We start from the raw sequence: 24,851 nt of genomic DNA on the forward strand, positions 1-24,851 counted from the left end.
TCCACTCATTACACGGATGCTGCGTCGGGTTACCTCATCCGCTTTTGCAATTTTTTTTCAGCGGATCACGGTCAGCCGCCCCAGCAAGGTTTGCCGCGAGAAACCCAGCACCTTGCCCAGCGAATCCAGTGCAGCCAAAGGCTCATCCACCGGGAAACTGCCGCTCACCTTGCGCTGCCCCAATACGCCATTCAACAACACGATACGGCCGGGGTAGTAGCGGCCCAGGTCTGCCACTACCTGCGCCAGCGGCACCTGGTAATAGTTCAGCCAGCCTTGGCGCCAGGCCAGGCGGCTGTCGCCGTCGACACTCGCCAGCTCGCCTGCATGCCCATCGGCATAGGCCAGTTGCTGGTTGGCCGTCAGTATCTGGCCGGCCTGCCCCGCAGCCGGGATGACGGCCACGCGCCCACTGCGGACGATGACCTGTGCACCCTGCCCTTGGTCACGCACTTCGAACTGCGTACCCAGCACCCGAACCTCGCCGCCAGCCGCTTCCACCACGAATGGCTGCCCGGTATGGGTCACCTGGAAGAACGCTGCGCCATGCAGCAGGCGTACACGGCGTTCACCTTGGCGGAAATCGACGGCGATGGCGCTGCCCGCATCCAGGGTCACCTGCGACTGGTCCGCCAGGGTTACCTGGCGAATCGCATCACTGCTGCTGAAATCGGCCTGCAGGTCCAGTAACCAGTCACCCGGCCGCCAGCCACCCGCCACGCTGACCGCCAGCACCAGGCACGCCGCGGCCAACGCCATGCCAGCGCGTCGCCAGTGGCTTTTGCCGGGTGGCTTGGCCATGGCCAGCAAGTAAGGCTGAAGGTCTGCATGCTGTTCTTGCGCCAGACGCGCTGCCGGTGCGTCGCTGAGCTGCATCAGCAACCGGGCTTCGGCATAGGCTTGGCGATGCCTGGGATCGGCCAGCAACCAGCGCTTGAACGGCGCACTGCTTGCCGCTTCAGGCTGCTCGTTGATGCGGATCAGCCACTGCAAGGCAGCCTCGGACTGGGCAGCGGTAACCGGGTCTGGATGGCTCATCGGTGGGCGCTCCCAGGCCTGCGAGTGAAGGTCGCGGGCTCGGCAACACTGGCCTTGCACGCTTCGAGGGCGCGCATCATATGCTTTTCCACACTGCTCTGGGAAAGCTGCATGGCCTTGGCGATCTCGCCGTACTTGCAGCCGTGGACGCGGTTGAGCAGAAAAATCCGCCGGGTACGCTCAGGCAGCGCTCGCAGGGCGGCTTCAATGCGCTGCAGGTCATGATCGACCTCCACGGCCTGCTCTGGCGCCTGGGCCAGCGCCGCTTCATCACGCTGCAGCGAGGCTTCGGCAAGGCGTTCGCGACTGCCTGCACTGCGCAGATGATCGATGGCAAGGTTGCCGGCACAGCGCAGCAGGTAGGTATCGAGCGCTTCGACCTTGACCTCGGGGCGACGCCAGAAGCGCAGGAACAGCTCCTGCACCAGGTCGGACGCAGTAGCGCGGCAGCCTACCCGACGGCGGACCAACGCCTCCATGCGCGCACGCTGGGCGAGGAACACCTCGAGGAAACGCGCGCGGGTGCTGTCGCTCTCGGTTTCGCTCAAGGCATCACCCCGCAACCACGGCCAACAGCGGGCCCAGTACCAGGCTGGCGGTAGCCAGGCCCAGCAACGCACGCGGCATGTAAGGCAAGCCGAACACCCACAGGGTAACGCCGGCCATCAACAGCGCGGCCCACTCCACCAGCCCGTGGGCCCAGCCACGCCAGTGAACGGACAGCACCAGGGCCAGCATGAGCAGCAGCCAACCGGCAACGCGCAGTGCACGCAACTGGGCCGGGCGGGGCTTGTGCCTGAGCAGCTCGTTGAAGTGCTTTTCCATCGCCAGGCACAGCGCGGCGAAACCGGCGAAACCGATCAGGGCAATGCTCAGCATCACTGCACCTCGACCATTTTGGCCGAGACCTTGGCCGCCTTCGTCGCACGTGTTGCGACGGGCGTCGTTGGGCGCAGCATCTTGCTCGCGGCCCAGGCCAGGAACAGCCCACACGCCAGGGCGGTAAGGTCGAAACCGGCCATGGCCCAGTCACCCGCAGGCACAGAGACGTTCAACCCCTGGCCGGTGCTCAAGCCGTTGAGCAACGGCAACAGGGCAAAAGCCAGTGCCCCCATTGCCAGCTGCTCGCCCCAGGCCCTGCGCCCCGGGCGCAGCACGGCATGCAGCAGTGACGCCAGCCAGACCAGGAAGAACGTGTTCACCTCCCAGTCAGCACGTCCATGCAGTGCCACCGGCAGCAACCGGTTGGCCCAGAAGAAACCGGCCACGGCCAGCACAAGGCCGCTCATGCTGGCGATGTTGAGCACTTCGACCAGGCGCAACTCGCCCGGCAGACGTTCGCTCCTGGCATGCTTGAGCTGGCGTTTGCCCAGCCACATCACCAGGCCGGTGCCGATCACCGCCGTGCCGGCAAGCCCGAAGGCGAAGTACAACCAACGCAGCCAAGGCCCGGCGTAGTTGCCCATGTGCAGGCCGGCGAAACTGAACGAGGTCATCATCGCGGCGCTTTCCGGCGCGCCCTGTTTCAGCAGTTCGCCAGTGGCCCCGTCGAAGGTCCAGTTGGCACTGCGCTTGTAGGGGACGTTATCCGCCGATGACTGGGTGAAGACGACGCGGGCATTGCGATCGCCCGCGTTCTGCACCTGGACAAAGCCGATGCGTGCGCCCGGCACCAGCGCCTGGACCTTGGCATGGAGGCTCGCCAGCGGCACCAGTGGCGTGGCGACATGGGCTGCCTTGGGTGCCTCGTCGCGGCCGAACAGGTCATTGAAGTACCCGTTGGTATCACCGTAACTGGCCATGATGCTGGCCGGCATGACCATGTACATGAACAGCACCAGGCTGCTGTAGCTGATCATCAGGTGGAACGGCAGCACCAGCACGCCAATGGCATTGTGGCCATCCAGCCATGAGCGCTGGCCCTTGCCAGGGCGGAAAGTGAAGAACTCCTTGAAGATCTTCTTGTGGGTGATGATCCCGGTGACCAACCCCAGCAGCATGATGAAGGCACACAGTGTCGACAGCCAGCGGCCCCATGGATAGGGCATCTGCAGTTCGAAATGGAAGCGGTAGAAGAACTCGCCGCCACGGCTTTCGCGCGCATCGACCGGCTGCCCGCTCTGAGCATCCAGATTCTTCCTGACGAAGCCCCGACGCCCACCCTCGGGATCGCGCCAGCCCACGTTCAAGGCAGCCTCGCGCTCGCTGGGCAGGCGAATCATCCAGCTGCCCGAATGCGCGGCGTTGCGCTCCAGATAGCGCTGGGCCAAGCCCAGGCTGGTCACCGGGTCCAGCGCATGGCGGCGCACTTCCGGCTGCGCCCAGTGGCTGACTTCGTCCTTGAAGTACGACAGGGTGCCAGTGAGGAAGATGGCGAACAGCAGCCAGCCGAAGATCAGGCCAGTCCAGGTGTGCAGCCAGGCCATGGCCTGGCGGAAGCCTTCCTTCATGGGTTCTTCATCCAGTAGGCGAACCCGCCGAGCAGCCCCAGCACCAGGCTCGGCAGCAACACGCCAAGCCAGGCGCGCCAGGCGCTGCGGCAGGCGAAGCACCAGATGAAGGCCAGCAGGTAGAACACGAACGAGAGCATCAGGCCGGTCAGCGTGGCGTCGACCTGGGGCAACGGCAGCAGCAGGGCCAGGCAGACACTGATCGACGACGCCAGCAGATAGCCGCCCAGCAATGCCGCCAGGCTGCGTGAAACCACGGCCAGGCGATAGCTGAGAGGGAGGCTGGCGGCAGAGCGCTTCATGGAGTGGGTCCGGGGAATGGAGATGCAATAGTAATGAGTTTAATTCTCATAAGCAAAATCTCTATGGAGGCTGTCGGATGTTCGCCGTCACATATTCAGCGTCTATGAGACCGAGCGCCGCGCGGGCGGCGCTCGATCGCACAGGCGCTGCAAGGCTCGCGGCGAACCCATGGCGGCAGCCCCCTCCACTGAATTTGCTACAGAAAATTTATTTTCAAAAAGGGCTTGAATTCGTTTCGCCGTTGCCTGACCTTAGAGTCAAGAGGCGCAGAATTCCCAAGGCCCTCAATGGCCTAGGCACGCCTCCATGCGAGCAAGCTGAATAAGGATTGGAATCATGCAAATCCAGGTCAACAGCAGCAACCATATCGAAGGCAACATCCGTCTCAACGAGTGGGTCCGCAGTACGCTGGAAGCCACCCTCGAACGCTATGACGACGACCTCACCCGCATCGAGGTGCATCTGCGTGACGAGAACGGCGCCAAGCCCGGCCCGCATGACAAACGCTGCCAGTTGGAGGCTCGCCCGAAAGGCCATCAGCCGATTTCCGTGACCCACACCGCCACCTCGCTGGACCAGGCGGTCGACGGTGCCGCCAGCAAGCTGAACAATGCGCTGGAACACTTCTACGGCAAACTGCGCAGCAAGCGCGGGGTACTGGAACTGACTGACCCCGACGCCTGATCGGCTCCCTGAACAACAACGCCCGGCTCGCGCCGGGCGTTTTCGTTTGCACCGATCAATGGGGATGAACCATCGTGCAGGTTACCCGGTCAACTTCTGCAGTCATCCATTGCGGACCCAGACCATGAACAATCCATTCGAACAGATCAGCGCCGCCTTCGCCTCCGATTACCGGATCAACCTGAGTATCGAACGGCTGGACGGCAGCATCATGCTGACCCTTTCCGATGACGCCGGCGTGGTTGCCAAGCGCCTCATCAGCCAGGCCCAGCGCAACGACCCTGTGCGCCTGCAACGGGTCATCGACAGCATCCGCCTGGGCCTTGCGATCGAACTGGGGCAGAACCCGTTGCAGGTACTGGCCGCCCTGACCCGTGATACGCGCCCTGACGCCCGCCCGTTCGCAGCAGTGAGCGTGGCCAACTGAGGATCAGGCCAGCATCAGCATCTTGCCGATTGCCTTCTCCAACTCCGTCAGGCGCCAACCATTTACCCGATGCGCGGGGTCAAAGCTATGGGAGTGGTGAAACAGGCCGAACAGCCCCTGGTCGTAAGTGGGCTCCTGGCCCTGCTTCAGCCAGTACAACGACTCTTCCACCAGGGAACGACTGGCGACCACATTCAGCTCGATGACATCGGCGACTTCGGTGACATACACCCCATTCGGGTCGAGCCCCAACGGCGCAAGCACCTGCTTCAGGTAGGCATGTACAGCTTCGGTATTTATGCTCAATTTCTTTCTCCTGTTGGCGCCACCGTGCGCGACCCGGTGTCACGACGCTTTGCCAGGCGCCAGCCAGGATTCAACGATGCCTGAGCCGATTGCCAGCGGTAGCCGGTTAGCCCCTCACTTGCCCTCCTCCACTTCCTTGCCGCTGGCGTCCAGCACCTTGGTCGAGGGGTAGCGGTACGAGGCGTAGCGCACCACCAGGATCGAGAACGCCAGCAGCAAGATACCGCCGCACACATACAACAGCCCTTCGTCCGGCGCCTTGTGGTGCGACACGTCGCCAATCAGCAGGCGCGTCAGCGCGGTGATCGCCACATACAGCAGGAAGCGGATCGGCATGTGGTTGGTCTTGAAGTAGATACCGACCATCGCCCCCAGCTCCAGGTAGATGAACAGCAGCAGGATGTCGTCGACGCTGACCCCGCCCTTGCCGAGCATGTCCAGGAACGTCACCACCGCCGCGTAGGCGGTAATCGCGCCAATGCCGAACAGCGCCAGGTAGTGGAACGCTTCCACGCACAGGTTGCCCAGCGCGTCGGCCGAGCCATGCAGGCCCTTGCGCAGTTTTTCAGCCCATTTGATATCCACGATGTGCGATTCCCCGATACGACATGAAGGATGATGCGTCACGCCTGTGACGCTTGTGCCATGCAGTTAAAGGGCCAGGCCCCTGCCTTGGAAGGCGACCGATTGCCGCAAGGCACGGGCAGCGAGCGAATTCAGTGCAGCTACAATTTCCGGTTGCGAAAGCACTGCCTTGCCATTACTGTATATAGATACAGTATTCGGTGACGGCATTCTGCCCGACTGCCTGGATAGCAAGTGAACCGCACAGCAGCAGGCGCACCACAGCGCCCCTGCCCCACTGACCGAGAGGCCTCGTATGGCTGTTGAGATTCTTTACCGCAGCACGCGCGATTTGGAGACCACGTTCTTGGACCGCAAACTCGCAGATGCCCATGACCAGATGCTGGAACTGGCCGAGGTGCTTACTCAGGTTCTGGTTAAACACGTACCTGGGCTGGATGAAAACATCGCCGAAGAGGCCAGCATCTTCATGGCCAAGAACAGGGCTGTGTTTGCAGCAGCGTTCAAGAGCAATGCCGCGGCATTGGCTGACCTGGATACAGCGGAAAAAGCCAGCGAATAGGCCGCACCTCTGAGTCGGAGTCACGGCCTGCAAGGCACCTCCCAGGCATGCCTTCTCAGGAGAGATCATGAAACGCAGGCAAACCGTCGAGCAGGTGCGCTGGGACCTGGCACTGCGCTACAAGCTGATCGAGACCGTCGCCTGGTGGGAAGGCCGCCTGACCACCGGCCACCTGATGCAGAGTTTCGGAATCAGCCGGCAGCAGGCATCCAAGGACATCAATACCTACATCACCGAGCATGCCCCAAAGAACCTGGTGTACGACAAACAGCTCAAGGGTTATGTACCCAGCAATCAGTTCATACCCAAGTTCATCGAGGGCAGCGCAAGCGCCTACCTGCAACTGCTGTATCAGAACGGTGAACGCGCTCCACACATTGACGGCCTGGCACTGGCCTACGCCCACACCAAGGTGCTCGAAGTACCGGACCGGCCCATTCGGCCAGAAGTTCTGCGCCCCCTGCTCAAGGCCTGCCGTGAAGGCCTGCGCCTGGAAACCGAGTACGTTTCACTCAACACGCCGAACGTCGAAATTCGCCTCATCGCCCCGCACACACTGGTCTACACCGGCATGCGCTGGCATGTGCGGGCGTACTGTGAAAAGAACCGTCAGTACCGCGACTTCGTACTCAGCCGTTTGCGCGGGCAGCCGGGCCTGCTGGATGAGTCGCCCAACCCCCGGGCACAGGATGAAGACTGGAATGCCGAAATTCCGGTGATCTTCAAGCCCGACGAGCGTTTGAACGAGGCGCAGAAGGCAATCATCGAAGCCGACTTCGGCATGATTGACGGGCGACTGGTGGTGCCGAGCCGCAGGGCTCTGGTGAAGTATGTGCTGCAGCGCCATCAGATCGACCCGCGCAACGTGGCGACCAGCCCTGAAGCGCAACAGGTGGTGGTCTCCAACCTCAAGCAACTGAGGCCCTGGCTCATGCATGATTGAGGCAGTTGCGCCAGGCCCTCAACCGTACAACAGGCGCTCGGCCAGCATCTGCGCCACTCTGGCCGGGGAGCGCTTTTCCGCCTGGGCATGGCCGAACACCTCGGTCAACCGCGTCGGTATCCGCGCCAGATGCGCAGTGATGGTGCCCAGGTCGCCTCCGTGATGCTTCAGCGCCACGTAGATCAGGCCACCGGCATTGATCACGTAGTCAGGGGCATACAGAATGCCGCGCGACTCCAGCTGATCCGCCACCTGCAAGGTGGTCAGCTGATTGTTGGCCGCCCCCGCCACCGCCGCGCAACGCAGCTGCATCACCGTCTGGCCATTGAGCACCGGCCCCACGCCACAGGGCGCGAAAATATCGCAAGGGGTGCTGATCAGGGCATCATTGGTCACCGGGTGAGCATTGAACTGCTCCACCGCCAAGCGTACGCGGCCAGGGTCCAGGTCGCTGACCAGCAACTCCGCCCCCGCCGCATGCAGCTGCTCGGCCAAGGCATAACCCACATTGCCCAGCCCCTGCACTGCGACCCGCAAGCCTTCGAGGTTGCTGCTGCCCAGGCGTGCCTGCGAGGTGGCGCGTATGCCGGCAAACACGCCCATGGCGGCATGCGGTGACGGGTCGCCAGAGGCCGTGGTGCTGGTGACATGCGGTGTGCTCTGGGCGATGCAGTCCATGTCCAGGGTCGAGGTACCGCTGTCCACGGCAATGATGAACCGCCCTTGCAAGGTATCGATGAAGCGGCCGAACGCCTCGAACAGTGCCGCGCGGTTTTCCACATGCGGGTTGCGCATGATCACCGCCTTGCCGCCACCCAACGGCAGGCCCGCCAGCGCTGCCTTGTAACTCATGCCCTGGGCCAGGCGAATGGCGTCGGTCATGGCGCTCTCGTCATCGGCATAGGGCAGGTAGCGACACCCCCCCACTGCAGGGCCCAATTTTTCGCTGTGAATCGCCACTACGGCCTTGAGGCCAGTGGGCGGGTCAATGAACAGGTGCAGCGACTGGGTACGGGTGCTTTGCATCAGCGCGAACATCGACGGGCTCCCCAACGAGGTGCTCCTACCAGTATAGGCATGCGCCAAGGTACGGCGCCGTCGGCGGACCACTGGACGAATCCACGCCCCGCAGCTAATACTCAAGCGTGTGTGGAGAGCCCTCATGAAGCCACGTCAAGCCTGCCTGGCCTGCCTGGAGCGCGAGCCGGTCGCCCTGCTGGAAGCTGCGTTGTGGATTGCCGCCGAGCATGATCGAAAGGTCGAGCCTGAGGCCAGCCTTGCCACGTTGCAAAACCTGCAAGGGCAGATCAGTGCCTGCCTGCCCATGCTGCCATTATCCGAACTGGCCCAGCCGCTGCTGCGACAGCTCAATGCACTGGGTTTCCAGCAGGACGAACTCCACCCGCTGCGGCCGCATGCGGCGTTGCTGGACAAGGTACTGCAGCGCCGACGCGGCCAGCCACTGGCGTTGGCGATCCTCGCTCTGGAACTGGCCCGGCGCCTGTCCATACCCCTGGAAGGCGTGGCATTCCCTGGGCACTTCCTGCTGCGTGTACCCGGTGCCGACCACCTGCTCGACCCTTGTGGGGGCCGGCGCCTGTACCCCAAGGATTGCCGCGAGTTGCTGGCGCGCCAGTTTGGCCCGCATGTGCCGCTGACTGCCGAACACCTGCGCAGCGCCAGTGCCATGCAGATACTGCAGCGCCTTTCGCGCAACCTGCGCCAGTTGCATATGAGCAACGACAACCACTTGGCTGCACTGATCGACGCCGAACGGGTCATGCAACTGGGCCCGGCCCAAGTCAGTGACTACATGACCCGGGCAACGCTGTATCAGCACCTGGACTGCCCGCAGGCCGAACGTTTCGACCTGGAACACGCCCTGCTGCTGACCGACGACCCGGTTCAGCGCCTCAAGCTGTCCGAACGTATCGGCAAGCTACCGACAGTGAACCGTTCGATTCACTGAGCCGGCGTGTCCACCTGGCAAGACGGGTGCGCCTTGGCGAACGCCGGGTGCCCCTTGGCCAGTGCAGCGACCCGGGCTATGCGGGGGTAGCCGCTGAGGTCGATGTTGAAGCGCTCGGCCGCATACAGCTGCGCAATCAGGTAGACATCCGCCAGCCCCGGCTCGTCGCCAAAGCAATAACCGTGATCGCCAATCAACTGCTCCACGGCGGCCAGCCCCTGGCCGATCCAGTGTGCGATCCACTGATTGACCTGCCCTTCATCGTGCCCCAGCTGGCGCAGCTGGTTAAGCACGCTGACATTGTGCAATGGATGCACATCGCAACCGATGATCGCCGCCACACCACGCACCCTGGCACGCATTGCTGCAGCGTCCGGCAACAGTGCCGGCTGTGGATAAACCTCTTCCAGGTACTCGATGATCGCGGGTGACTGCACCAGCAATTCACCCTCATCGGTGCGCAAGGCCGGAACCCGGCCTTGCGGGTTCACCGCGACATAGGCATCAGCGCGCTGGTCACCCTTGAGCAGATTGACCGGCAGGGCCTGGTATTCCAGGCCCTTCAGCGCCAGGGCAATGCGTACCCGATACGAAGAGGTGGAACGGTAATAGGTGTACAGCTCCATGGCCTGCTCCCTCAGTTGGCCGCGATGACCCTGCCACGGCATTCGCCGAAGCCGATGCTGGCCACGCCATCGCGCTTGCAGCGAGCGCGCAGGATGATCTCGTCACCGTCTTCGAGGAACTTGCGACTTTCGCCACTGGCCAGCTCCACCGGCTGCTTGCCGCCTACGGTGGTCTCCAGCAGGCTGCCGTACGAATCGGGTGAGGCACCGGACAGCGTGCCGGAACCAAACAGGTCGCCAGGCTGCAGCTGGCAGCCGTTGACGCTGTGGTGGGCGATCAGCTGGGCGACGGTCCAGTACATGTTCAGGGTGTTGCTCAACGCCAGACGCTGGGCCGGCATGCCCTGCTCGCGCATGCGCTCGGTGAGCAGCAGCACTTCCAGCTCGATATCGAAGGCGCCATTGGCCTGGTCACGCTCGTCGAGCAGGTAAGGCAGCGGCTGCGGGTCACCCTGCGGCCGGGCCGGCTGGGCACAGCGGAACGGCTCCAGGGCCTCGGCAGTGACTACCCAAGGCGAAAGCGTAGTGATGAAGCTCTTCGACAGGAACGGGCCCAGTGGCTGGTATTCCCAGGCCTGGATATCCCGCGCCGACCAATCGTTGAGCAGGCACAGGCCGGCAAGGTGCTGGTCAGCTTCGGCAATCGGGATGGCCTGGCCGATGTCATTGCCTTGGCCGATCCAGATGCCCAACTCCAGTTCGTAGTCCAACCGCGCGCAGGGACCGAAGCTCGGTTCGGTGTGGCCGGGCGGCAGGGTCTGGCCTTTCGGGCGACGCACCTCGGCCCCCGAGGGACGCAAGGTCGAGGCGCGGCCGTGGTAGCCGATCGGTACGTATTTGTAGTTGGGCAGCAGCGGATTGTCGGGGCGGAACAGCTTGCCGACGTTGGTAGCGTGCTGGATGCCGACGTAGAAATCGGTGTAGTCACCAACCTTGGCCGGCAGGTGCAACTGGCACTCACTGGCTGGATACAGCGCAGCCTTGAGCTCAGCCTGGTGTTCGCTGTGTTCGCCCAGCAGTACCAGCAGACGCTCACGCAACGCCACCCGGGCAGCACGCCCCAGGGCGAAGAACGCGTTCAGCGCACCACCGCGGGTGGCTTCCACCGCTGCCTTGGCCTGGCCAGCGAACAGGCCCGCGGCCAACACGGCCTCCAGGTCAAGGATGGCATCGCCGATGGCGACACCACAGCGCAGTGCTTCACCCGGGCGGCTGAAAATGCCCAGCGGCAGGTTCTGCAGCGGGAAGTCGCTGTGCCCGTTGGCGTGCTCGACCCAGCTACGGGCAATGGCGGTCTGGTTCATGGGTTATCTCCGGTTCGGGTTGAAGGTGCTCGGCAAGGTGGCCCAGCAACTATCGTAGTCGGCCTGCAATTGCGGGCTGTCGAGTGCCTGCACGCTCGGGCGCAGCACCTGGCTGGTCTCGAACATGAAAGCCATGGTGTTGTCGATCTTGTGCGGAGCCAGCTCGGCAGCGATGGCCTTTTCGCAGGTTTCGGCATCCGGGCCGTGGGCGCTCATCACCCCATGCAACGAGGCACCGCCTGGCAGGAAACCTTCGGCCTTGGCGTCGTAGGCACCGTTGATCAGGCCCATGAACTCATTCATCAGGTTGCGGTGGAACCACGGTGGACGGAAGGTGTTCTCGGCCACCATCCAGCGCGGCGGGAAGATCACGAAGTCCATGTTGGCCATGCCATGCACGCTGGTCGGCGAAGTCAGCACGGTGAAGATCGACGGGTCAGGGTGATCGAAACTGACCGTGCCAAGGGTGTTGAAACGGCGCAGGTCATACTTGTAGGGCACGTTGCTGCCGTGCCAGGCGACCACGTCCAGCGGCGAGTGCTGCAGCTGGCAGGCCCAATGCTCACCGAGGAACTTCTGCACCAGTTGCACCGGGCCGTTCAGTTCTTCGTAGTGCGCCACCGGGGTGAGGAAATCACGCGGGTTGGCCAGGCCATTGCTACCGATAGGGCCCAGGTCGGGCAGGCGCAGCGGCGCGCCGTGGTTTTCGGCGATGTAGCCGCGGGCCTGGCCATCGGGCAATTCGACACGGAACTTCATGCCCCGCGGGATCACGGCGATTTCCTGAGGCTCGACATCCATGACGCCCAGTTCGGTCGCGATGCGCAGGCGGCCCTGTTCCGGCACCAGCAGCAGTTCGCCGTCGGCATCGAAAAACACCCGTTCCATGGAACGGTTGGCGCGATAGATGTAGATGCTGACCCCTGCCGGCTTCTCGGCGGCCGAATTTGCCACCATCGGCAGCCAGCCTTCGATGAAATCGGTTGGCTCGCTGGGGATGGGCTGCGGATTCCAGCGCAGGCGGTTGGGCGTGACCGCGCCCAGCGGGCCGCTCAATGGCTGGCGCTGCAGGCGCTCGAAACGCGGGTGCAAGGCCGACGGACGGATGCGATACAACCAGGTACGGCGCAGCTCGCTGCGGGCCATGGTGAACGCCGTGCCCGACAGCAGTTCGGCGTACAAACCGTAGGGGGCCTTCTGCGGCGAGTTTTGCCCGACCGGCAGGGCGCCTGGCAGGGCTTCGCTGGCGAATTCGTTGCCGAAACCGCTCAGGTACTGAAGATCGGGGGACGTGTCGCGGTTCATCGAAGCCTCCGGATATTGTTTTTGTCGTAATCAGATTACGAATAACGTAATTTGCTCCCCGCCAGGCGTCAAGCTATAAAGGCGCGACGCGAAAAATCCGGAAGCTTCCTACCCATGGCCAAAGCCAGCACCCCCGCCGACAACGGCAAGCAGAAAGTCCGCTCGGCGGAAGTCGGCACCGACATCCTCAAGGCCCTCGCTGAACTGTCGCCGTCTACCTCGCTGTCGCGCCTGGCCGAGCACGTGCAGATGCCGGCGAGCAAGGTGCACCGCTACCTGCAGGCGCTGATCGCCAGTGGTTTCGCCGAGCAGGATGCCGCCACCAACCACTATGGCTTGGGGCGTGAGGCTTTGCGCGTGGGGCTGGCGGCGCTGGGCAGCATTGATGTGCTGAAAGTGGCAGCACTGCCACTGTCGCAATTGCGCGATGAGCTGAACGAGAGTTGCTTCCTCGCCGTGTGGGGCAATCAGGGCGCCACCGTGGTCAGCATCGAGCCCGCCGTGCGCGCAGTCACGGTGGTGACCCAGATCGGTTCGGTGCTGCCGCTGCTCAGTTCCTCCACCGGCCTGGTGTTTGCAGCCCATCTGCCCGAGCGTGAGACCGTCGAGCTGCGTGACCGCGAGCTGGCCGTGCTGCAGCAGCGCGCCAGCGACTACGAAGGCTTGCTGGCAGGCATCCGCCAACGAGGCCTGCACCATGTGCACGGCCTTCTGATGCCCGGTGTGGATGCGTTATCTGCCCCGGTATTCAACGCCATGGGGCAGATCGCGGCGGTGATGACCGTGGTCGGCCCGACCTCGATCTTCCACGCTGATGAGCACGGACCAGCCGCACAGCGCCTGCTGGCAGCGGCGCGGGATACCAGCTGGCGCATGGGCTATTCGCCAGCGGCGTGACGTGCCCGCCCGGCACTATTGCCCGAAACGTAAAGGTGAATGTCACAAGCGGCTATTTTTCCCACCGGATCAAGCGCTTATTCTTACCTCACTGGCCGGCATGAAGGGCTCTCCCCCCCGCCTTTCAGGCCCGCGAGGTTCACCGACGTTGATTTTGAAGCTCCTTGATCTAACGTCTCGATTGGCCGCTGCGTCTTGCAGCGGCCTTTTTTATTTCTGCAGGTTGGCCATCATCTGTTGCAACGCCTGCAGGTTGTCCTGCGGGTGCACTGCCCCTTCGAAGTCACCAATCTGCGCCCAGTGTTCCGCGACTTGCTCCGGGGTGAACCCCTGCTCGGGATTGAAACCGACCCCGAGGCTACGCTCCCAGCGCACCTTGCCCACCCAGCCACCGCCCACCTCGAACAATTCGCCGCTGTCCTGGCACTGCTCGCTGCTCAGGTAGACCACCAAAGGGCTGATCAACTCGGGCCTGAGCCGCTCGAACACCTGTGGGGGTATCAGCCCTTCGGTCATGCGCGTGCCGCCGGTCGGGGCGATGGCATTGACCAGCACGCCATGCTTGCGCCCTTCGATAGCCAGGGTGCGGGTCAAACCATACAGCCCCAGTTTGGCCATGCCGTAGTTGGCCTGGCCGAAGTTGCCGTAGATGCCCGAGGTTGAAGCGGTGAAGATGACCCGCCCCCAGTTCTGCTCACGCAGGTGTGGCCAGGCAGCCCGGGTGACCTTGTAGGCGCCTTCGACGTGGACCTTGTAGACCAGATCCCAATCGCTGTCGTCCATTTTGTGGAAGGCCTTGTCGCGCAGGATGCCGGCGTTGTTCACCAGCACATCGACCCTGCCGAAACTGTCCAGCGCTTGTTCGACGATGCGCGCACCGTCGCCCACCGAATCGTGGTTGGCCACAGCAGTGCCCCCGGCAGCGCGGATTTCGGCCACGACCTTGTCGGCGGCCGACGCATTGGCACCTTCTCCATGGGTCGAGCCGCCCAGGTCATTGACCACGACCCTGGCACCCCGTGCGGCGAACAGCAAGGCATGGGCACGGCCCAGGCCGCCACCGGCTCCGGTGACGATCACTACACGGTCTTGCAGACGTACCGGCTCGCTCATGCTCAAGGCTCCAGGTCAGGTTGAATGCCTCGATTGTCCGCCCGCCCAGGCAAGCGGACAATCAAGCTCACCCTGGCTGAATGCCGGGCGATAACGGCAGGCGATGATCGCGGGCTCAGGACCAGGCGACTTTCTGCGGTAGATAACTCAGCGGCTGTTCGCGAAAGGCCAGGTAATGGCGCAATACCTGCACCGGCGCTTCGGTGTGCGGGTAGTGGCCGATGCCTTGCAGTTGCACGATATCGGGGTCAGGCACCAGCTGCCGATAGCGCTCGACCATCTGCGCACCAGACAAAGGGTCGGCAATGCCGTTTATGAACCGCAGCGGCACACCACTGCGCTGCAATGCCCCGACCCAGCGCTCGCGGTGCTGCCTTCGCTCAGGCTGGTAGCCCACCAGCTTGTGGAGGATGCGCGTACCGTTATGGCTGGCGATCAGGCTCCAGCAATCGTCCAGCGCACTTTCACTGGGGTGGGTGCACGGGCCGTAGATCTGGGTGACGTTGCGCACCAGATCGTCGCGCCCGAACGAACGCCCCACCAGCCAGCCCAGGCGGCTGAGCAGCAGCTTCTGGACTCTTGGGATCTGACAGCTTTCCGGGAACAGCCCACTGTTGAGGAACACGCAGCTGGCGATATCGGCACGCTGTTCGTGGTGGCGCGACAGCAGTTCCTGAGCAACGCTGCCACCGTAGTCATGCGCCAGCAGATGAATCGGCTGGTGAATATCCAGATGGCTCAGCAGCGCCTGCTGCAGGTCTGCTTGCTCGATCAGGCTGTAGCGGTGGTTGAGCGGCTTGGCAGAATCGCCGAAGCCGAGCATGTCGCAGGCAATCACCCGGAAGCGCTGGGCCAGCGGAGCCCACAGGTAATGCCAATCCCAACTTGCGGTGGGAAATCCGTGCAAAAGAAGCAGGGGCTCTCCTTGCCCTGCGGTCCAGTAGCGGATGCTCTGGCCCCGGAACGAAAAATCCTGCCCCCGGGTACGCCAGACGCGCAATGGAATCTCGGCCATAGGCATCAGAATTGTCCCGGTGGAGGGGTGATGACGGAATAGGGCAAGGCTGCGGTCATTGCATTCACCTCGGCACTTTCATGTGCTCTCTATATCGAGGCCGAGTGTAATCACCGGTCCATCAGGTGAAAATTGCGTTGACAGCCAGCTTGATGACCGAGCGAGTCAGTGGCACGTACGGTCATAGCAGCATCGCCAGCAATGGCGCGGCGAACAGGTTGAGCAGGCCGGTGAGGACCATGACCAGGCCGGCCACCGAACCCTCTTCACAGCCCACCTCCCGAGCCCGGCTGACCCCCGCACCATGCGCGCCCACACCGAACAGCGCGCCACGCGCCAGCGGTGTACGCAATGGCAGCCAGCGCAGCAGCAGGCCGCCGAACATGGCACCCAGCACGCCGGTGAACATCACGAATACCGCCGTCAGCTCTGGCACGCCACCCAGGTCATGGGCCAGCGGCATGGCGAATGGCGTGGTGATTGAACGCGGCACCAACGACAGGCTGATCGCATCATCCAGCGACAGCAGGTGCGCCAGGCTCCAGGAACTGGCGATCGACGCCGCGCTGCCGGCCACCATACCCATCAGCAGCGCAGGCCAGTGACGCGCCAGCATCGCCCGCTGTTGCCAGATCGGCACGGCGAAGGCCACGGTCACCGGGCCCAGCACACTCATCAGCCAATGGGTATTGCGCGAATACTCGGCGTAGGCCGTGTGCAGTGGCACAGCCACCGCCAACAGCAATGCCGGGACCAGAATCAGGGGCGACATCAGGTAGCGCCCGGTGCGCCGATAAAGCCAGCGGCTGGCCAGGTAGGCGACCAAGGTCAGCGCCAGCCAGAACAGCGGCATGGGTTCAAGGCTCACGGCGCAGCCTCCAGCGGCAGACCACTTCCACGGTGACGGCAGTCACCACCATGACCATCAGGGTGCTCACGGCGATGACCAGCAGAATACGCCAACCTTCGCTGCGCACCAGGCTGCCGTAATCGAGCAGGCTCATCAGTGCCGGGATGAAAAAAAGCAGCATTTCCGCCATCAGCCAGCCAGCGCCCATCTGCAAGGTGGCCGGCTTGAGCACACCAAAGGCGAACAGCAGCAACAGCAGGCCAAGGCCCATCACCCCGCCCGGGATCGGCCAACTCAGCCAGGCGGCCAGTTGGCCACCGAACAGGAACAAGGCAAGCAGGACCGCCAGCTCGGCGAGCAGGCGCAGCGTTTTCTTCAGTAATGCGGGTTTCATGGGCGGGCATTCCTCGACAGGCCCTCATTTTAAGATTCGTCTGCCTAGGCCAAAAGCGAATTGTTAGACTGGCAGCCATTCCACAACGGAATCGCAACCATGGAATTCAAACAGCTACGCAGCTTCATCGAAGTCATCCATCGCGGCGGTTTTACCCAGGCCGCGCAGACCCTGCACATCAGTCAGTCAGCCGTGAGCAAGCAAGTCGCCCAGCTGGAGCAAGATGTGGGCCAGCCGCTACTTGAGCGCCAAGCCTCGCAGTTGCATCTGACGGCAGCCGGGCGCATCGTGCTAGAGCGCGGCGAAGCGCTGCTGCGCCAGCGTCAGGAGCTGCTCAGTGAACTGGACGACCTCAGCCACATGGCGCGCGGCGAGTTGCGCCTGGGCTTGCCGATGCTGGGCAGCGATACCTTGTTCGCCGGGTTGTTCGCCGAATACCGCAGGCGCCATCCGAACATCGCCATCCAGCTACTTGAGGGCGGCAGCCGTAGCGTCGAACAGGCCGTCAAGAGTGGCGAGCTGGAGCTGGGCGGCAGCCTCACCCCGAGCGACCCGGCGTTCGAATACCAGCCGTTCTGCAATGAACCGTTGGATGCCCTGCTGCCGGCCGGGCATGGGCTTGCCGGGCTGGGCTCGCTGAGCTTGAAGCAGTTGGCGGATACGCCGTTTCTGCTGTACCAACGCAGCTTCGTGCTCAACGACCGCTTGCTCAAGGCTTGTCAGCAGCAAGGCTTCACCCCGAAGGAAGGTGGCCGCAGCGGCCAGGCGGATTTCCTCGTGGCGCTGGTCGCGGCCGGCCAGGGCGTGGTGCTGCTGCCCCGTGTGGTGGCAAAAGCGCTGGAGCGCCCCGGGGTGGTGCGCTTGCCGCTCGAGGCGCCGACCGATCTACGCTGGGATATCGCCTTCATCTGGCGGCGTGGCGCCTACCTGTCGCGTGCAGCACAGGCCTGGCTCACATTGCTGCGGGAGGAAACGCCTCAGGCTTTCAGCGCTTGAACAAGCGCTGCCAGCCAAGGCTCGGCATCAGTCTCTGGGGTCACGGTCTCGCTGGCATCGAGCTTCAGCATCGGCAGCACTTCCCGTACCCCCAGTTCGGCGAACAGCTCACGCATCTGCTCGCCACCGCCGCAATAGGTATCGCCATAGCTCGAATCGCCCAGCGCAATCACCGCGCCCGGCAGCCCACGCCAGGCCGCAGGCAGAGTGTCGCGAATGCTGCTGAACAGCGGCATCAGGTTATCTGGCAGTTCTCCCATGCCGGTGGTCGAAGTCACCGCGAGCAACGCCTGAGGGCCAAAGCCTTCAAGATCCTGCTGGGTAGCACGGGCAGCATGCCAGGCGTCAAGGCCAGCAGCCTTGAGCAACGACTCGGCATGGCGGGCGACTTCTTCGGCGGTGCCGTACACCGAACCGGAAATAATGGCGACTTTCATCAGGAAGAGGATTCCGAAACTGAGTTAAAACGTAGGATACTAGCATTCGGCGCTGGCAAAAGGCCGCCTCTACCCCAGTCCCCTTCATTGCCCCAATGGTCCGGACATGATCAACGCGCTGCTGCTGCAATCGATGGTCGACGCATCCAACGACGGGATCGTGGTCGCCGAACAGGAAGGCGACGACACCATCCTGATCTACGTGAATGCGGCTTTCGAACGCCTGACCGGCTACAGCCGGGATGAAATCCTCTATCAGGATTGCCGCTTCCTGCAAGCCGATGATCGCGATCAACTGGGCCGCGCACGCATCCGCAAGGCCTTGGCCGAAGGCCGCCCCTGCCGTGAAGTACTGCGCAACTACCGCAAGGATGGCAGTGCATTCTGGAACGAGTTGTCGATCACCCCAGTGAGGCACGCTGGCGACCAGCGCACCTATTTCATCGGTATCCAGAAGGACGTCAGCCGGCAAGTCGAACTCGAGCGCGAACTGGCCGAAATGCACGCTCGTCGGAATGCCGACGAACGCGCCTGAACCAAGCGCTGTGAACACGGTCAATTCCCGTTGAAGAAATCGTCATCATCGAGTTCGATCATGCAAGCAGAAGCGCTCCTGACCCAGGACGAACTGGACTTCATCCAGGACATGCAGCATTCCCCGCAATTGAACCTGGCCGACTCTATGTCGAGCCTGCTGGTCAATGGCGACCGCCACATCCAGTCACTGCTCGCCCGCTTGGTGACCAATGAGCAGGTGACCCTGCAGGCGCAGTTCAACAACCAGCAGATCAGCTTCCCGCTGCAACTGGTGGAAGACGAGTTCCATGCCGTTCACTTGCAGATCGGCTCACCGGAAATCTACGAAGACGACGGCCCCACGCTGCGCCCCTGGCGCCTGACGATGGATCAGCCCAGCGCCCTGCTGGATGCCCAGGGCAAGTCCAGTGGCCTGCTGGTCAGGGACATTTCGTTCAAGGGTGCGTTGCTCGAGGTGCGTGGCCCGGCCAAAGCCCCCTCGCGATTCGATTTGCATTTTGCCCCGGATGGCATCAGCCCGATCAGCCTGCATGGCAGGCTGCGCCGACGCATCGGCCCGGACCTGGCCGCCTACGACCTCAGCCGCAGCCCGGCTGAAGAAATCGACCGACTGCGTGAGTACATCCTGCAGGCCCATCGCCAGGCCCATCCGGAACTGCACGATCAGGTATCGAGCTGACCTGCCAGATACTGTTGCAAGCGGCGCCGCATCAGCTCACTTTCCGCACCGAGGCATGCAACCGGGCTGCCCGCCAGGCTGTCCTGAGCACTCTCGGACGCCTCACCGGCCAACAGCAATGGGCATTCCAGGCCTGCTGCCAGACGCCGCAGGCGCTTGCTCAATTCGACGGTCGGCGCGTGGTTGGCGAACAGCACCAGCGCATCCGGCCGCAAGCGCTCACAGACCAGCGGCAGTTCTTCCAGCGCCTGGCCGGGCATGAGCAGGCTCACGCCAATGTCCTCGCAGCCCAGCAGCAAGCCGGTTACCAGCAGTTCCAGTTCGTGACACAGCCCGGGAAGGGGAGCCAGCAGCACATGGCGCGCACGCCGCTGGCGGGAGAGCTGCAAACGGGAGAACACCCGGCCACGCAGGAACTGGTCGAGGAACAGCCACTCGCTGGCCTGGCCGAACGCCCCCTGCCCCGCGGCAAGATCATGCCAGACCGGCAAGAACACCTCGCTGAACACCTGGTCCAGAGCGATTGCCGCGAACACCTGATCGAACAGCAGATCCAGGCTTGACGCGTCGAAGCGATTCACCGCCTGGCGTATCTGAGCCTGCCACTGTGCCCTGCTGTCAGGCGATACCACGGCCTGGGCGACGGCCTGGCCGCGAGCGAGAATGCCGCCGACCTTACTGACTGCCACGCCTCGTTCGAGCCAACCCAGGATGCTCCGGACCTGTTCGATATCCGCCTGGGAATAGAGCCGGTGACCACTGTCGGTGCGTGTCGGCTGGATCAGCCCATAGCGGCGCTCCCAGGCACGCAGGGTCACGGCGTTGACGCCGGTCAGGCGGGAAACCTCACGGATGGGGAACAGGTCCTGGTGTTGCAGGCCTGCCTCGATAGCCGAGCTACGTCCCTGTTTGTTCATCTGCACGGGAGTGACCTGTGTGCGGAAGTTGAACGGCCATTCTACTACGACATCAGGTGCTGCAAGCCAGCAACCGTTTGCGATCAATCGCCAAGGCAGCCTGTCACCACGATGCCACCGCGTGCCCGATTCTTGCATGAAGTTTGGCGTCGCCCACCACCCCGGGCCACGCAGTCAGGGGCCGGCTACCCGCCAGCCCCGTCGCCAGGAGATACACGATGTCTACCCCACCCGTCACCCTGATGGTGTCGCGCCGCGCCGCCCATGGCCGCTACCAGGACCTGCTGGCCTGGCTGCACGAAGGCGAGCAGCTGGCCACCGACTTCCCCGGCTACCTCGGCTCGGGCATCCTCGCGCCGCCCCGCGACAGCGACGAATTCCAGATCATATTCCGCTTCAGCGACGAGCCCACCCTGCACGCCTGGGAGCATTCCGCCTCGCGCCGGGCCTGGCTCGCCCGGGGCAACGGTCTGTTCGAACGCCCCAAAGAGAGGCGCGTCAGCGGCATTGACGACTGGTTTGGCACCAATAGGGTGCAGAAACCACCGCGCTGGAAGCAGGCCGTGGCCATCTGGCTGGCCTTCTTCCCGGTCTCGCTGCTGTTCAATGCCCTGTTCGGGCATTGGCTCGCTACGTTCGAGCTGGTACCCCGGGTGATGCTCAGCACGCTGGCGCTGACGCCCGTCATGGTCTATTTCTTCATCCCGTTGTCCACCCGCCTGCTGGCCAACTGGCTGCACGCCACGCCAGCCGCCAGCCCGGCGCTGCGCAGCCGCTGAGGAGAGGTCATACAAGAGGTGACAGTTCGGGTATGCTGGGCGGCAACGACAGGACAGACAAGTTGACCGCCCGCACATGAACAGCCCTATTCTCGTCACCGGCGCCAGCCAGCGCGTCGGGCTGGCCCTGGCCCTCGAGCTGGCTCAAGCCGGCCATACGGTGGTCAGTGCCAGCCGCAGCCTCCAGGCGCAGTCCGCGCACCCGAACATCGTGCAGTTCCAGGCCGACCTCTGCGTCAGAGCCGACCGTGAAGCGTTGATCGACCACCTGCAGCGCAACTATGACGGCCTGCGTGCAATCATTCACAACGCCTCGCTGTGGCTCGACGATGGCCTCGACAACCTCGAGACCATGTTCCACCTGCACGTCGAAGCGCCTTACCACCTCAACCTGGCGCTCGGCGAGTTGCTGAACAAGGTCGACAAGGCCGATATCATCCACATCTGCGACGAAACCTCCTCACGCGGCAGCAAAGGCCACATCGGCTACGCCGCGACCAAGGCCGCGCTGCAGAACATGGTGTTGTCGTTTGCCGAAAAATACGCGCCCAAGGTGCACGTCAACGGTATCTTGCCGGGCCTGCTGATCCTCAAGGAAGGCGGTGACGAGGCCTACCGCCAGCAGACCCTGAAAAAGGCCCTGCTGGAATTCGAACCCGGCGCCGGACCACTGATCGAGACAGTGAAATACCTGCTCGCCAGCCAGTACAGCACCGGCAGCCAAGTGGTCATCAACGGTGGCCGTCACCTGAAGAACCGCATGATCTGAGAGACTGACATGACTGAGCAACAACAGATCGAACTCGAAGCCGCCGCGTTCCGGCGCCTGGTCGAACACCTGCAAAAACGCACCGACGTACAGAACATCGACCTGATGAACCTTTCCGGCTTCTGCCGCAACTGCCTGTCCAAGTGGTACAAGGCCGCCGCTGACGAGCGCCAGGTCGAGATCAGCCTGGATGATGCCCGTGAAGCGGTGTACGGCATGCCCTACGCCGAGTGGAAAGCCCAATACCAGAAAGAAGCCAGCGCCGAGCAGCAAGCGGCGTTTGAACAAGGAAAACCTCGTGACTGACCTGAACACCCTGCGTAGCAGCCTGGCCAGCGGCCAACACGTCTTCGCCGATACCTTGGCGTTCATCGCCGGCAACTACAACTACCAACCCCAGGCCTTCAACAACGGTGGCGTGGAGAATGCTGCCGGGCAGAACGAAGGTTCGTGCAAAACCCTGGGCCTGGCCCTGCTGGAAGGCCTGAGCGACCAGGAAGCGCTGCTGGCCTTCGGCGAGCACTACCGCGACGTGCTGGCCACGCCTGAGGGCAGTGACCATGGCAACATCCGTGCGCTGATCAAGCATGGCCTGGCTGGCGTGAAGTTCTCCGCGCAGCCACTTTCGCGCAAGGCTTGAGATTGCCGGGGCCGTTTGCGGCCCCAGCATTTCAACGAATGACCGTCCCCGGCACTCCGTCTGCCAGCCCGCCCTCCTGCAACCACTGCAACGCTATCGGCCAAAGGCTTTCGCGAAAACGGTCATGGAAGAACGCGAAATGGCCAATCTCGGTGACCGAGATATCCACAGGTGCGATACGCAAATGCCGCCGCTGCGCAGGGGGCAGATACCCTAGCAAACGCTCGGTCGCCGCCACCGTGCCGAACGGATCGTCCGTCAGGCTGATGGCCAGGGTTGCGGCCTGCACCTGGGCGAAAGGCAGCATCGCCAGGCCGCGCCCGCTCGGGCGCTGTTCATAACGCGGTGTGCGCGTGGTCCAGTCATGCACGACACCGGCCGGGGTATCTTCGAGCCAGCCCAGACGTTTGCCGGGAAAGTAACCGAAGGCACGGGTCAGCAACGGCATCATCACATGCCATTTGCCGAATAGCCGCCAGCGCTGGTCGGCCGCATAGTCGCGCCAGTAGGCAAACTGCGCGCCGACCATCACCACCCGTCGCACCTGCCCGGCCGACGGTGCCAGGCCAACCGCACACCCCCCGAAACTGTGGCCCACCACGTCCACTGGCTGACCGGGGAAATGCTCGGCGGCGTGCGCCAGCATGGCTTCGAAATCCAGCCTGCCCCAGTCGCTCCAGGAAGCCTGGAAGCCGCGCAGTGAGTGCGGGCGTGATTCGCCGATACCGCGATAGTCATAGGTCAGCACATCGCAGCCGTGAGCGAACAGGTAGTCGGCAAAACGCGAGTAATAGCGGCAGCGCACCGAGGTGGCGGCGTTGATGATCACCAGCGGGCGCTGGGCATCTGCCTGGGCGTGGCGCCAGCAAAAGCCGCCGAGGCTGTAGCCGTCGGCTGTGGCCTGGCGAAAGGCAGTGGCGGGTTGGGTGAGGCTGCTCATGGCGCACTTCCTGTTGTTGTGCGCCAAAACTAGCAAAAAAAATGGGGGCCTGTATCGGCCCCCATCTTTTACATCGACTTACAGCTCGATGCAGTCGAACTTCACATCGGTGGCCACGTCCTCGTCGTAGTTGACGTCAGCGCGCTCGAAGCCGAACAGGTTGAGGAACTGCTTCTTGTAACCGGCGTAGTCGGTCAGTTCGAACAGGTTCTCGGTGGTGACCTGGGGCCACATGGCCTTGCAGGCGTCCTGCACGTCGTCACGCAGTTCCCAGTCGTCCAGGCGCAGGCGGGCTTTCTCGTCGACCTCGGCCGGGGCGCCATCGGCGCGGTACATGCGATCGCGGAACATGCGGTCCAGCTGGTCCTGGGTGCCTTCGTGCACACCCTTTTCCTGCATGATCTTGAACACCATCGACAGGTACAGCGGCATCACCGGGATGGCCGAGCTGGCCTGGGTGACCACCGACTTCAGCACGGCTACATTGGCCCCGCCCTTCACTTCAGCGGCCAGCTTCTTGTCCAGGCGCAGTGCGGTTTCGTCCAGGTCCTGCTTGGCCTGGCCCAGCGCACCGTGCCAGTAGATCGGCCAGGTGATTTCGGTGCCGATGTAGCTGAAGGCTACGGTACGCGCGCCTTCGGCCAGCACCTCAGCGCCGGCCAGGGCGTCGATCCACAGCTGCCAGTCCTGGCCGCCCATGACGGTGACGGTGTCGGCGATTTCCTGCTCGGTGGCCGGCTCGATGCTGGCCTCGATGATGGTGTCCTTGTTGGTGTCGATGGCGGTCGACTTGTACGGCTGGCCGATCGGCTTCAATGCCGAGCGCACCAGTTCGCCGGTGTGCGGCAGCTTGCGCACGGGCGAAGCCAGCGAATAGATGACCAGGTCGACCTTGCCACCCATTTCGTTCTTGATCAGCTCGATGACCTTGGCACGGGCTTCATCGGAGAAGGCGTCGCCATTGATCGACTTGCTGTACAGGCCCTCGGCCTTGGCGAACTTGTCGAAGGCGGCGGCGTTGTACCAGCCGGCGGTACCAGCCTTGGTCTCGGTACCTGGCTTTTCGAAGAACACGCCCAGGGTGTCGGCCTTGAAACCGAAGGCCGCAGTGATGCGGGCTGCCAGGCCGTAGCCGCTGGAAGCGCCGATGACCAGGACCTTCTTCGGGCCATCCTCGCGCACGCCCAGCTTGCGGGTGGCTTCGATCTGGTCACGGACGTTGAGCTCGCAGCCCTTCGGGTGAGTCGTGGTGCAGATGAAACCGCGAACCTTAGGATGAATGATGGCCAATGTCTGTACCTCGTCAGTTTATGCCGGGGAATCGCCGCTGGGGCGATTCCGATTGATCAGAGGGTGAGACTACCCCCGCAGGTTATCCGACACATA

Annotated in this window: 32 protein-coding genes; 13 read left to right on the forward strand and 19 right to left on the reverse strand. The window is 63.3% G+C overall.

The features are described from left to right. Window positions 1-57: 57 nt before the first annotated feature. The 5 genes from HU738_RS19730 to HU738_RS19750 are packed head-to-tail and all read right to left on the reverse strand — an operon-like array spanning window position 58 to window position 3,790. Window positions 58-1,038, reverse strand: coding sequence for a FecR family protein (locus HU738_RS19730; RefSeq protein WP_186601213.1), 981 nt, complete (start codon window positions 1,036-1,038; stop codon window positions 58-60). Next, entirely contained in the window at window positions 1,035-1,586 is a 552-nt protein-coding gene (locus tag HU738_RS19735; RefSeq protein ID WP_225923507.1) for an RNA polymerase sigma factor, read from the reverse strand. Before HU738_RS19735 ends, HU738_RS19730 begins: the two co-directional genes overlap by 4 nt. Window positions 1,587-1,590: 4 nt before the next feature. Beyond that, the gene (locus HU738_RS19740; protein WP_186601212.1) at window positions 1,591-1,917 is read right to left on the reverse strand and encodes a DUF3325 domain-containing protein; all 327 of its coding nucleotides are present in this window, start codon (window positions 1,915-1,917) and stop codon (window positions 1,591-1,593) included. After that, a complete protein-coding gene (locus tag HU738_RS19745; protein WP_186601211.1) occupies window positions 1,917-3,488 on the reverse strand; it encodes a PepSY-associated TM helix domain-containing protein in 1,572 nt (523 codons plus the stop codon). The genes HU738_RS19740 and HU738_RS19745 overlap by 1 nt, the downstream gene beginning before the upstream one ends. After that, a complete protein-coding gene (locus HU738_RS19750; RefSeq protein WP_186601210.1) occupies window positions 3,485-3,790 on the reverse strand; it encodes a DUF3649 domain-containing protein in 306 nt (101 codons plus the stop codon). Before HU738_RS19750 ends, HU738_RS19745 begins: the two co-directional genes overlap by 4 nt. A 337-nt stretch (window positions 3,791-4,127) precedes the next feature. Between HU738_RS19750 and HU738_RS19755 the strand changes: the two genes are divergently transcribed. Both HU738_RS19755 and HU738_RS19760 read left to right on the forward strand, forming a co-directional pair. Beyond that, on the forward strand, window positions 4,128-4,475 hold the full coding sequence (locus HU738_RS19755; RefSeq protein ID WP_054884703.1) for an HPF/RaiA family ribosome-associated protein: 348 nt from the start codon (window positions 4,128-4,130) through the stop codon (window positions 4,473-4,475). A 124-nt stretch (window positions 4,476-4,599) separates the two neighbouring features. Continuing rightward, window positions 4,600-4,902 carry a DUF3509 domain-containing protein gene (locus HU738_RS19760; RefSeq protein WP_176507725.1) on the forward strand — a complete coding sequence of 101 codons (303 nt, stop codon included), beginning with the start codon at window positions 4,600-4,602 and terminating at the stop codon, window positions 4,900-4,902. Window positions 4,903-4,905: 3 nt separating this feature from the next. On the opposite strand, the gene HU738_RS19765 is transcribed toward HU738_RS19760, so the two are convergent. Together HU738_RS19765 and HU738_RS19770 are read right to left on the reverse strand one after the other, a co-directional pair. Next, window positions 4,906-5,208: a hypothetical protein gene (locus HU738_RS19765; RefSeq protein WP_186601209.1), complete on the reverse strand. Its 303-nt coding sequence runs from the start codon at window positions 5,206-5,208 to the stop codon at window positions 4,906-4,908. A 114-nt stretch (window positions 5,209-5,322) separates the two neighbouring features. Further along, complete coding sequence (locus tag HU738_RS19770; protein WP_054884705.1) at window positions 5,323-5,793, reverse strand: phosphate-starvation-inducible protein PsiE; 471 nt, start codon at window positions 5,791-5,793, stop codon at window positions 5,323-5,325. Between the two features lie 295 nt (window positions 5,794-6,088). Here HU738_RS19770 and HU738_RS19775 point away from each other — a divergent pair, with 295 nt between their 5' ends. Together HU738_RS19775 and HU738_RS19780 are read left to right on the forward strand one after the other, a co-directional pair. After that, window positions 6,089-6,355 carry a YebG family protein gene (locus HU738_RS19775; protein WP_176507723.1) on the forward strand — a complete coding sequence of 89 codons (267 nt, stop codon included), beginning with the start codon at window positions 6,089-6,091 and terminating at the stop codon, window positions 6,353-6,355. 67 nt (window positions 6,356-6,422) lie between these two features. Further along, window positions 6,423-7,298 (forward strand): BrxR family helix-turn-helix transcriptional regulator, encoded by an 876-nt coding sequence (locus tag HU738_RS19780; protein WP_186601208.1) that lies wholly within the window; start codon window positions 6,423-6,425, stop codon window positions 7,296-7,298. Between the two features lie 18 nt (window positions 7,299-7,316). On the opposite strand, the gene HU738_RS19785 is transcribed toward HU738_RS19780, so the two are convergent. Further along, window positions 7,317-8,336 carry a Leu/Phe/Val dehydrogenase gene (locus HU738_RS19785; protein ID WP_186601207.1) on the reverse strand — a complete coding sequence of 340 codons (1,020 nt, stop codon included), beginning with the start codon at window positions 8,334-8,336 and terminating at the stop codon, window positions 7,317-7,319. Between the two features lie 124 nt (window positions 8,337-8,460). Here HU738_RS19785 and HU738_RS19790 point away from each other — a divergent pair, with 124 nt between their 5' ends. Next, window positions 8,461-9,267 (forward strand): SirB1 family protein, encoded by an 807-nt coding sequence (locus HU738_RS19790; RefSeq protein ID WP_186601206.1) that lies wholly within the window; start codon window positions 8,461-8,463, stop codon window positions 9,265-9,267. On the opposite strand, the gene maiA is transcribed toward HU738_RS19790, so the two are convergent. From maiA to hmgA, 3 genes are read right to left on the reverse strand one after another with little or no spacing between them, the layout of a single operon-like run. Continuing rightward, window positions 9,261-9,893 (reverse strand): maleylacetoacetate isomerase, encoded by a 633-nt coding sequence (maiA, locus tag HU738_RS19795; RefSeq protein WP_186601205.1) that lies wholly within the window; start codon window positions 9,891-9,893, stop codon window positions 9,261-9,263. The genes HU738_RS19790 and maiA overlap by 7 nt on opposite strands. Window positions 9,894-9,904: 11 nt before the next feature. Further along, the gene (fahA, locus tag HU738_RS19800; RefSeq protein ID WP_186601204.1) at window positions 9,905-11,197 is read right to left on the reverse strand and encodes a fumarylacetoacetase; all 1,293 of its coding nucleotides are present in this window, start codon (window positions 11,195-11,197) and stop codon (window positions 9,905-9,907) included. Between the two features lie 3 nt (window positions 11,198-11,200). After that, window positions 11,201-12,502 (reverse strand): homogentisate 1,2-dioxygenase, encoded by a 1,302-nt coding sequence (gene hmgA, locus HU738_RS19805; protein WP_186601203.1) that lies wholly within the window; start codon window positions 12,500-12,502, stop codon window positions 11,201-11,203. 114 nt (window positions 12,503-12,616) lie between these two features. On the opposite strand from hmgA, the gene HU738_RS19810 reads away from it, so the two are divergent. Further along, window positions 12,617-13,399, forward strand: coding sequence for an IclR family transcriptional regulator (locus HU738_RS19810; RefSeq protein ID WP_176507716.1), 783 nt, complete (start codon window positions 12,617-12,619; stop codon window positions 13,397-13,399). Window positions 13,400-13,609: 210 nt separating this feature from the next. Here the strand turns inward: HU738_RS19810 and HU738_RS19815 are convergent, their stop codons facing one another. The 4 genes from HU738_RS19815 to HU738_RS19830 all read right to left on the reverse strand — a co-directional run bounded on the left by HU738_RS19815 (window position 13,610) and on the right by HU738_RS19830 (window position 16,771). Next, a complete protein-coding gene (locus HU738_RS19815; protein WP_099815667.1) occupies window positions 13,610-14,512 on the reverse strand; it encodes an SDR family oxidoreductase in 903 nt (300 codons plus the stop codon). A gap of 115 nt (window positions 14,513-14,627) precedes the next feature. Next, complete coding sequence (locus HU738_RS19820) at window positions 14,628-15,533, reverse strand: alpha/beta fold hydrolase (protein ID WP_186601202.1); 906 nt, start codon at window positions 15,531-15,533, stop codon at window positions 14,628-14,630. A 175-nt stretch (window positions 15,534-15,708) separates the two neighbouring features. Continuing rightward, on the reverse strand, window positions 15,709-16,395 hold the full coding sequence (locus HU738_RS19825; protein ID WP_186601201.1) for an LrgB family protein: 687 nt from the start codon (window positions 16,393-16,395) through the stop codon (window positions 15,709-15,711). After that, window positions 16,385-16,771 carry a CidA/LrgA family protein gene (locus HU738_RS19830; protein ID WP_176507712.1) on the reverse strand — a complete coding sequence of 129 codons (387 nt, stop codon included), beginning with the start codon at window positions 16,769-16,771 and terminating at the stop codon, window positions 16,385-16,387. Before HU738_RS19830 ends, HU738_RS19825 begins: the two co-directional genes overlap by 11 nt. 99 nt (window positions 16,772-16,870) lie before the next feature. Between HU738_RS19830 and HU738_RS19835 the strand changes: the two genes are divergently transcribed. Next, on the forward strand, window positions 16,871-17,767 hold the full coding sequence (locus tag HU738_RS19835; RefSeq protein WP_176507711.1) for a LysR family transcriptional regulator: 897 nt from the start codon (window positions 16,871-16,873) through the stop codon (window positions 17,765-17,767). Here HU738_RS19835 and HU738_RS19840 read toward each other — a convergent pair. Further along, window positions 17,749-18,204 (reverse strand): flavodoxin, encoded by a 456-nt coding sequence (locus HU738_RS19840; RefSeq protein ID WP_054884719.1) that lies wholly within the window; start codon window positions 18,202-18,204, stop codon window positions 17,749-17,751. The genes HU738_RS19835 and HU738_RS19840 overlap by 19 nt on opposite strands. A gap of 106 nt (window positions 18,205-18,310) precedes the next feature. On the opposite strand from HU738_RS19840, the gene HU738_RS19845 reads away from it, so the two are divergent. Next, window positions 18,311-18,739: a PAS domain S-box protein gene (locus HU738_RS19845; RefSeq protein WP_186601200.1), complete on the forward strand. Its 429-nt coding sequence runs from the start codon at window positions 18,311-18,313 to the stop codon at window positions 18,737-18,739. A gap of 60 nt (window positions 18,740-18,799) precedes the next feature. Next, window positions 18,800-19,420, forward strand: coding sequence for a hypothetical protein (locus tag HU738_RS19850; protein ID WP_186601199.1), 621 nt, complete (start codon window positions 18,800-18,802; stop codon window positions 19,418-19,420). Here the strand turns inward: HU738_RS19850 and HU738_RS19855 are convergent. Then, complete coding sequence (locus HU738_RS19855) at window positions 19,405-20,337, reverse strand: MerR family transcriptional regulator (protein WP_176507728.1); 933 nt, start codon at window positions 20,335-20,337, stop codon at window positions 19,405-19,407. The genes HU738_RS19850 and HU738_RS19855 overlap by 16 nt on opposite strands. Window positions 20,338-20,555: 218 nt before the next feature. On the opposite strand from HU738_RS19855, the gene HU738_RS19860 reads away from it, so the two are divergent. The 4 genes from HU738_RS19860 (at window position 20,556) to HU738_RS19875 (ending at window position 22,525) form a co-directional block, all read left to right on the forward strand. Further along, on the forward strand, window positions 20,556-21,116 hold the full coding sequence (locus tag HU738_RS19860) for a putative antibiotic biosynthesis monooxygenase (protein ID WP_186601198.1): 561 nt from the start codon (window positions 20,556-20,558) through the stop codon (window positions 21,114-21,116). A gap of 76 nt (window positions 21,117-21,192) precedes the next feature. After that, entirely contained in the window at window positions 21,193-21,885 is a 693-nt protein-coding gene (gene folM / locus HU738_RS19865) for a dihydromonapterin reductase (RefSeq protein ID WP_186601197.1), read from the forward strand. A gap of 9 nt (window positions 21,886-21,894) precedes the next feature. Then, on the forward strand, window positions 21,895-22,191 hold the full coding sequence (locus HU738_RS19870; RefSeq protein WP_176507707.1) for a DUF1244 domain-containing protein: 297 nt from the start codon (window positions 21,895-21,897) through the stop codon (window positions 22,189-22,191). Next, entirely contained in the window at window positions 22,184-22,525 is a 342-nt protein-coding gene (locus HU738_RS19875) for a HopJ type III effector protein (protein ID WP_186601196.1), read from the forward strand. The genes HU738_RS19870 and HU738_RS19875 overlap by 8 nt, the downstream gene beginning before the upstream one ends. A gap of 31 nt (window positions 22,526-22,556) precedes the next feature. Here HU738_RS19875 and HU738_RS19880 read toward each other — a convergent pair whose 3' ends face one another. Both HU738_RS19880 and fabV read right to left on the reverse strand, forming a co-directional pair. Continuing rightward, on the reverse strand, window positions 22,557-23,465 hold the full coding sequence (locus HU738_RS19880) for an alpha/beta hydrolase family protein (protein ID WP_186601195.1): 909 nt from the start codon (window positions 23,463-23,465) through the stop codon (window positions 22,557-22,559). Window positions 23,466-23,543: 78 nt separating this feature from the next. Next, on the reverse strand, window positions 23,544-24,755 hold the full coding sequence (gene fabV, locus HU738_RS19885) for an enoyl-ACP reductase FabV (RefSeq protein ID WP_176507704.1): 1,212 nt from the start codon (window positions 24,753-24,755) through the stop codon (window positions 23,544-23,546). Window positions 24,756-24,851: the final 96 nt, after the last annotated feature.

The organism is Pseudomonas vlassakiae, from assembly GCF_014269035.2.
Classification (GTDB): Bacteria; Pseudomonadota; Gammaproteobacteria; order Pseudomonadales; family Pseudomonadaceae; genus Aquipseudomonas; species Aquipseudomonas vlassakiae.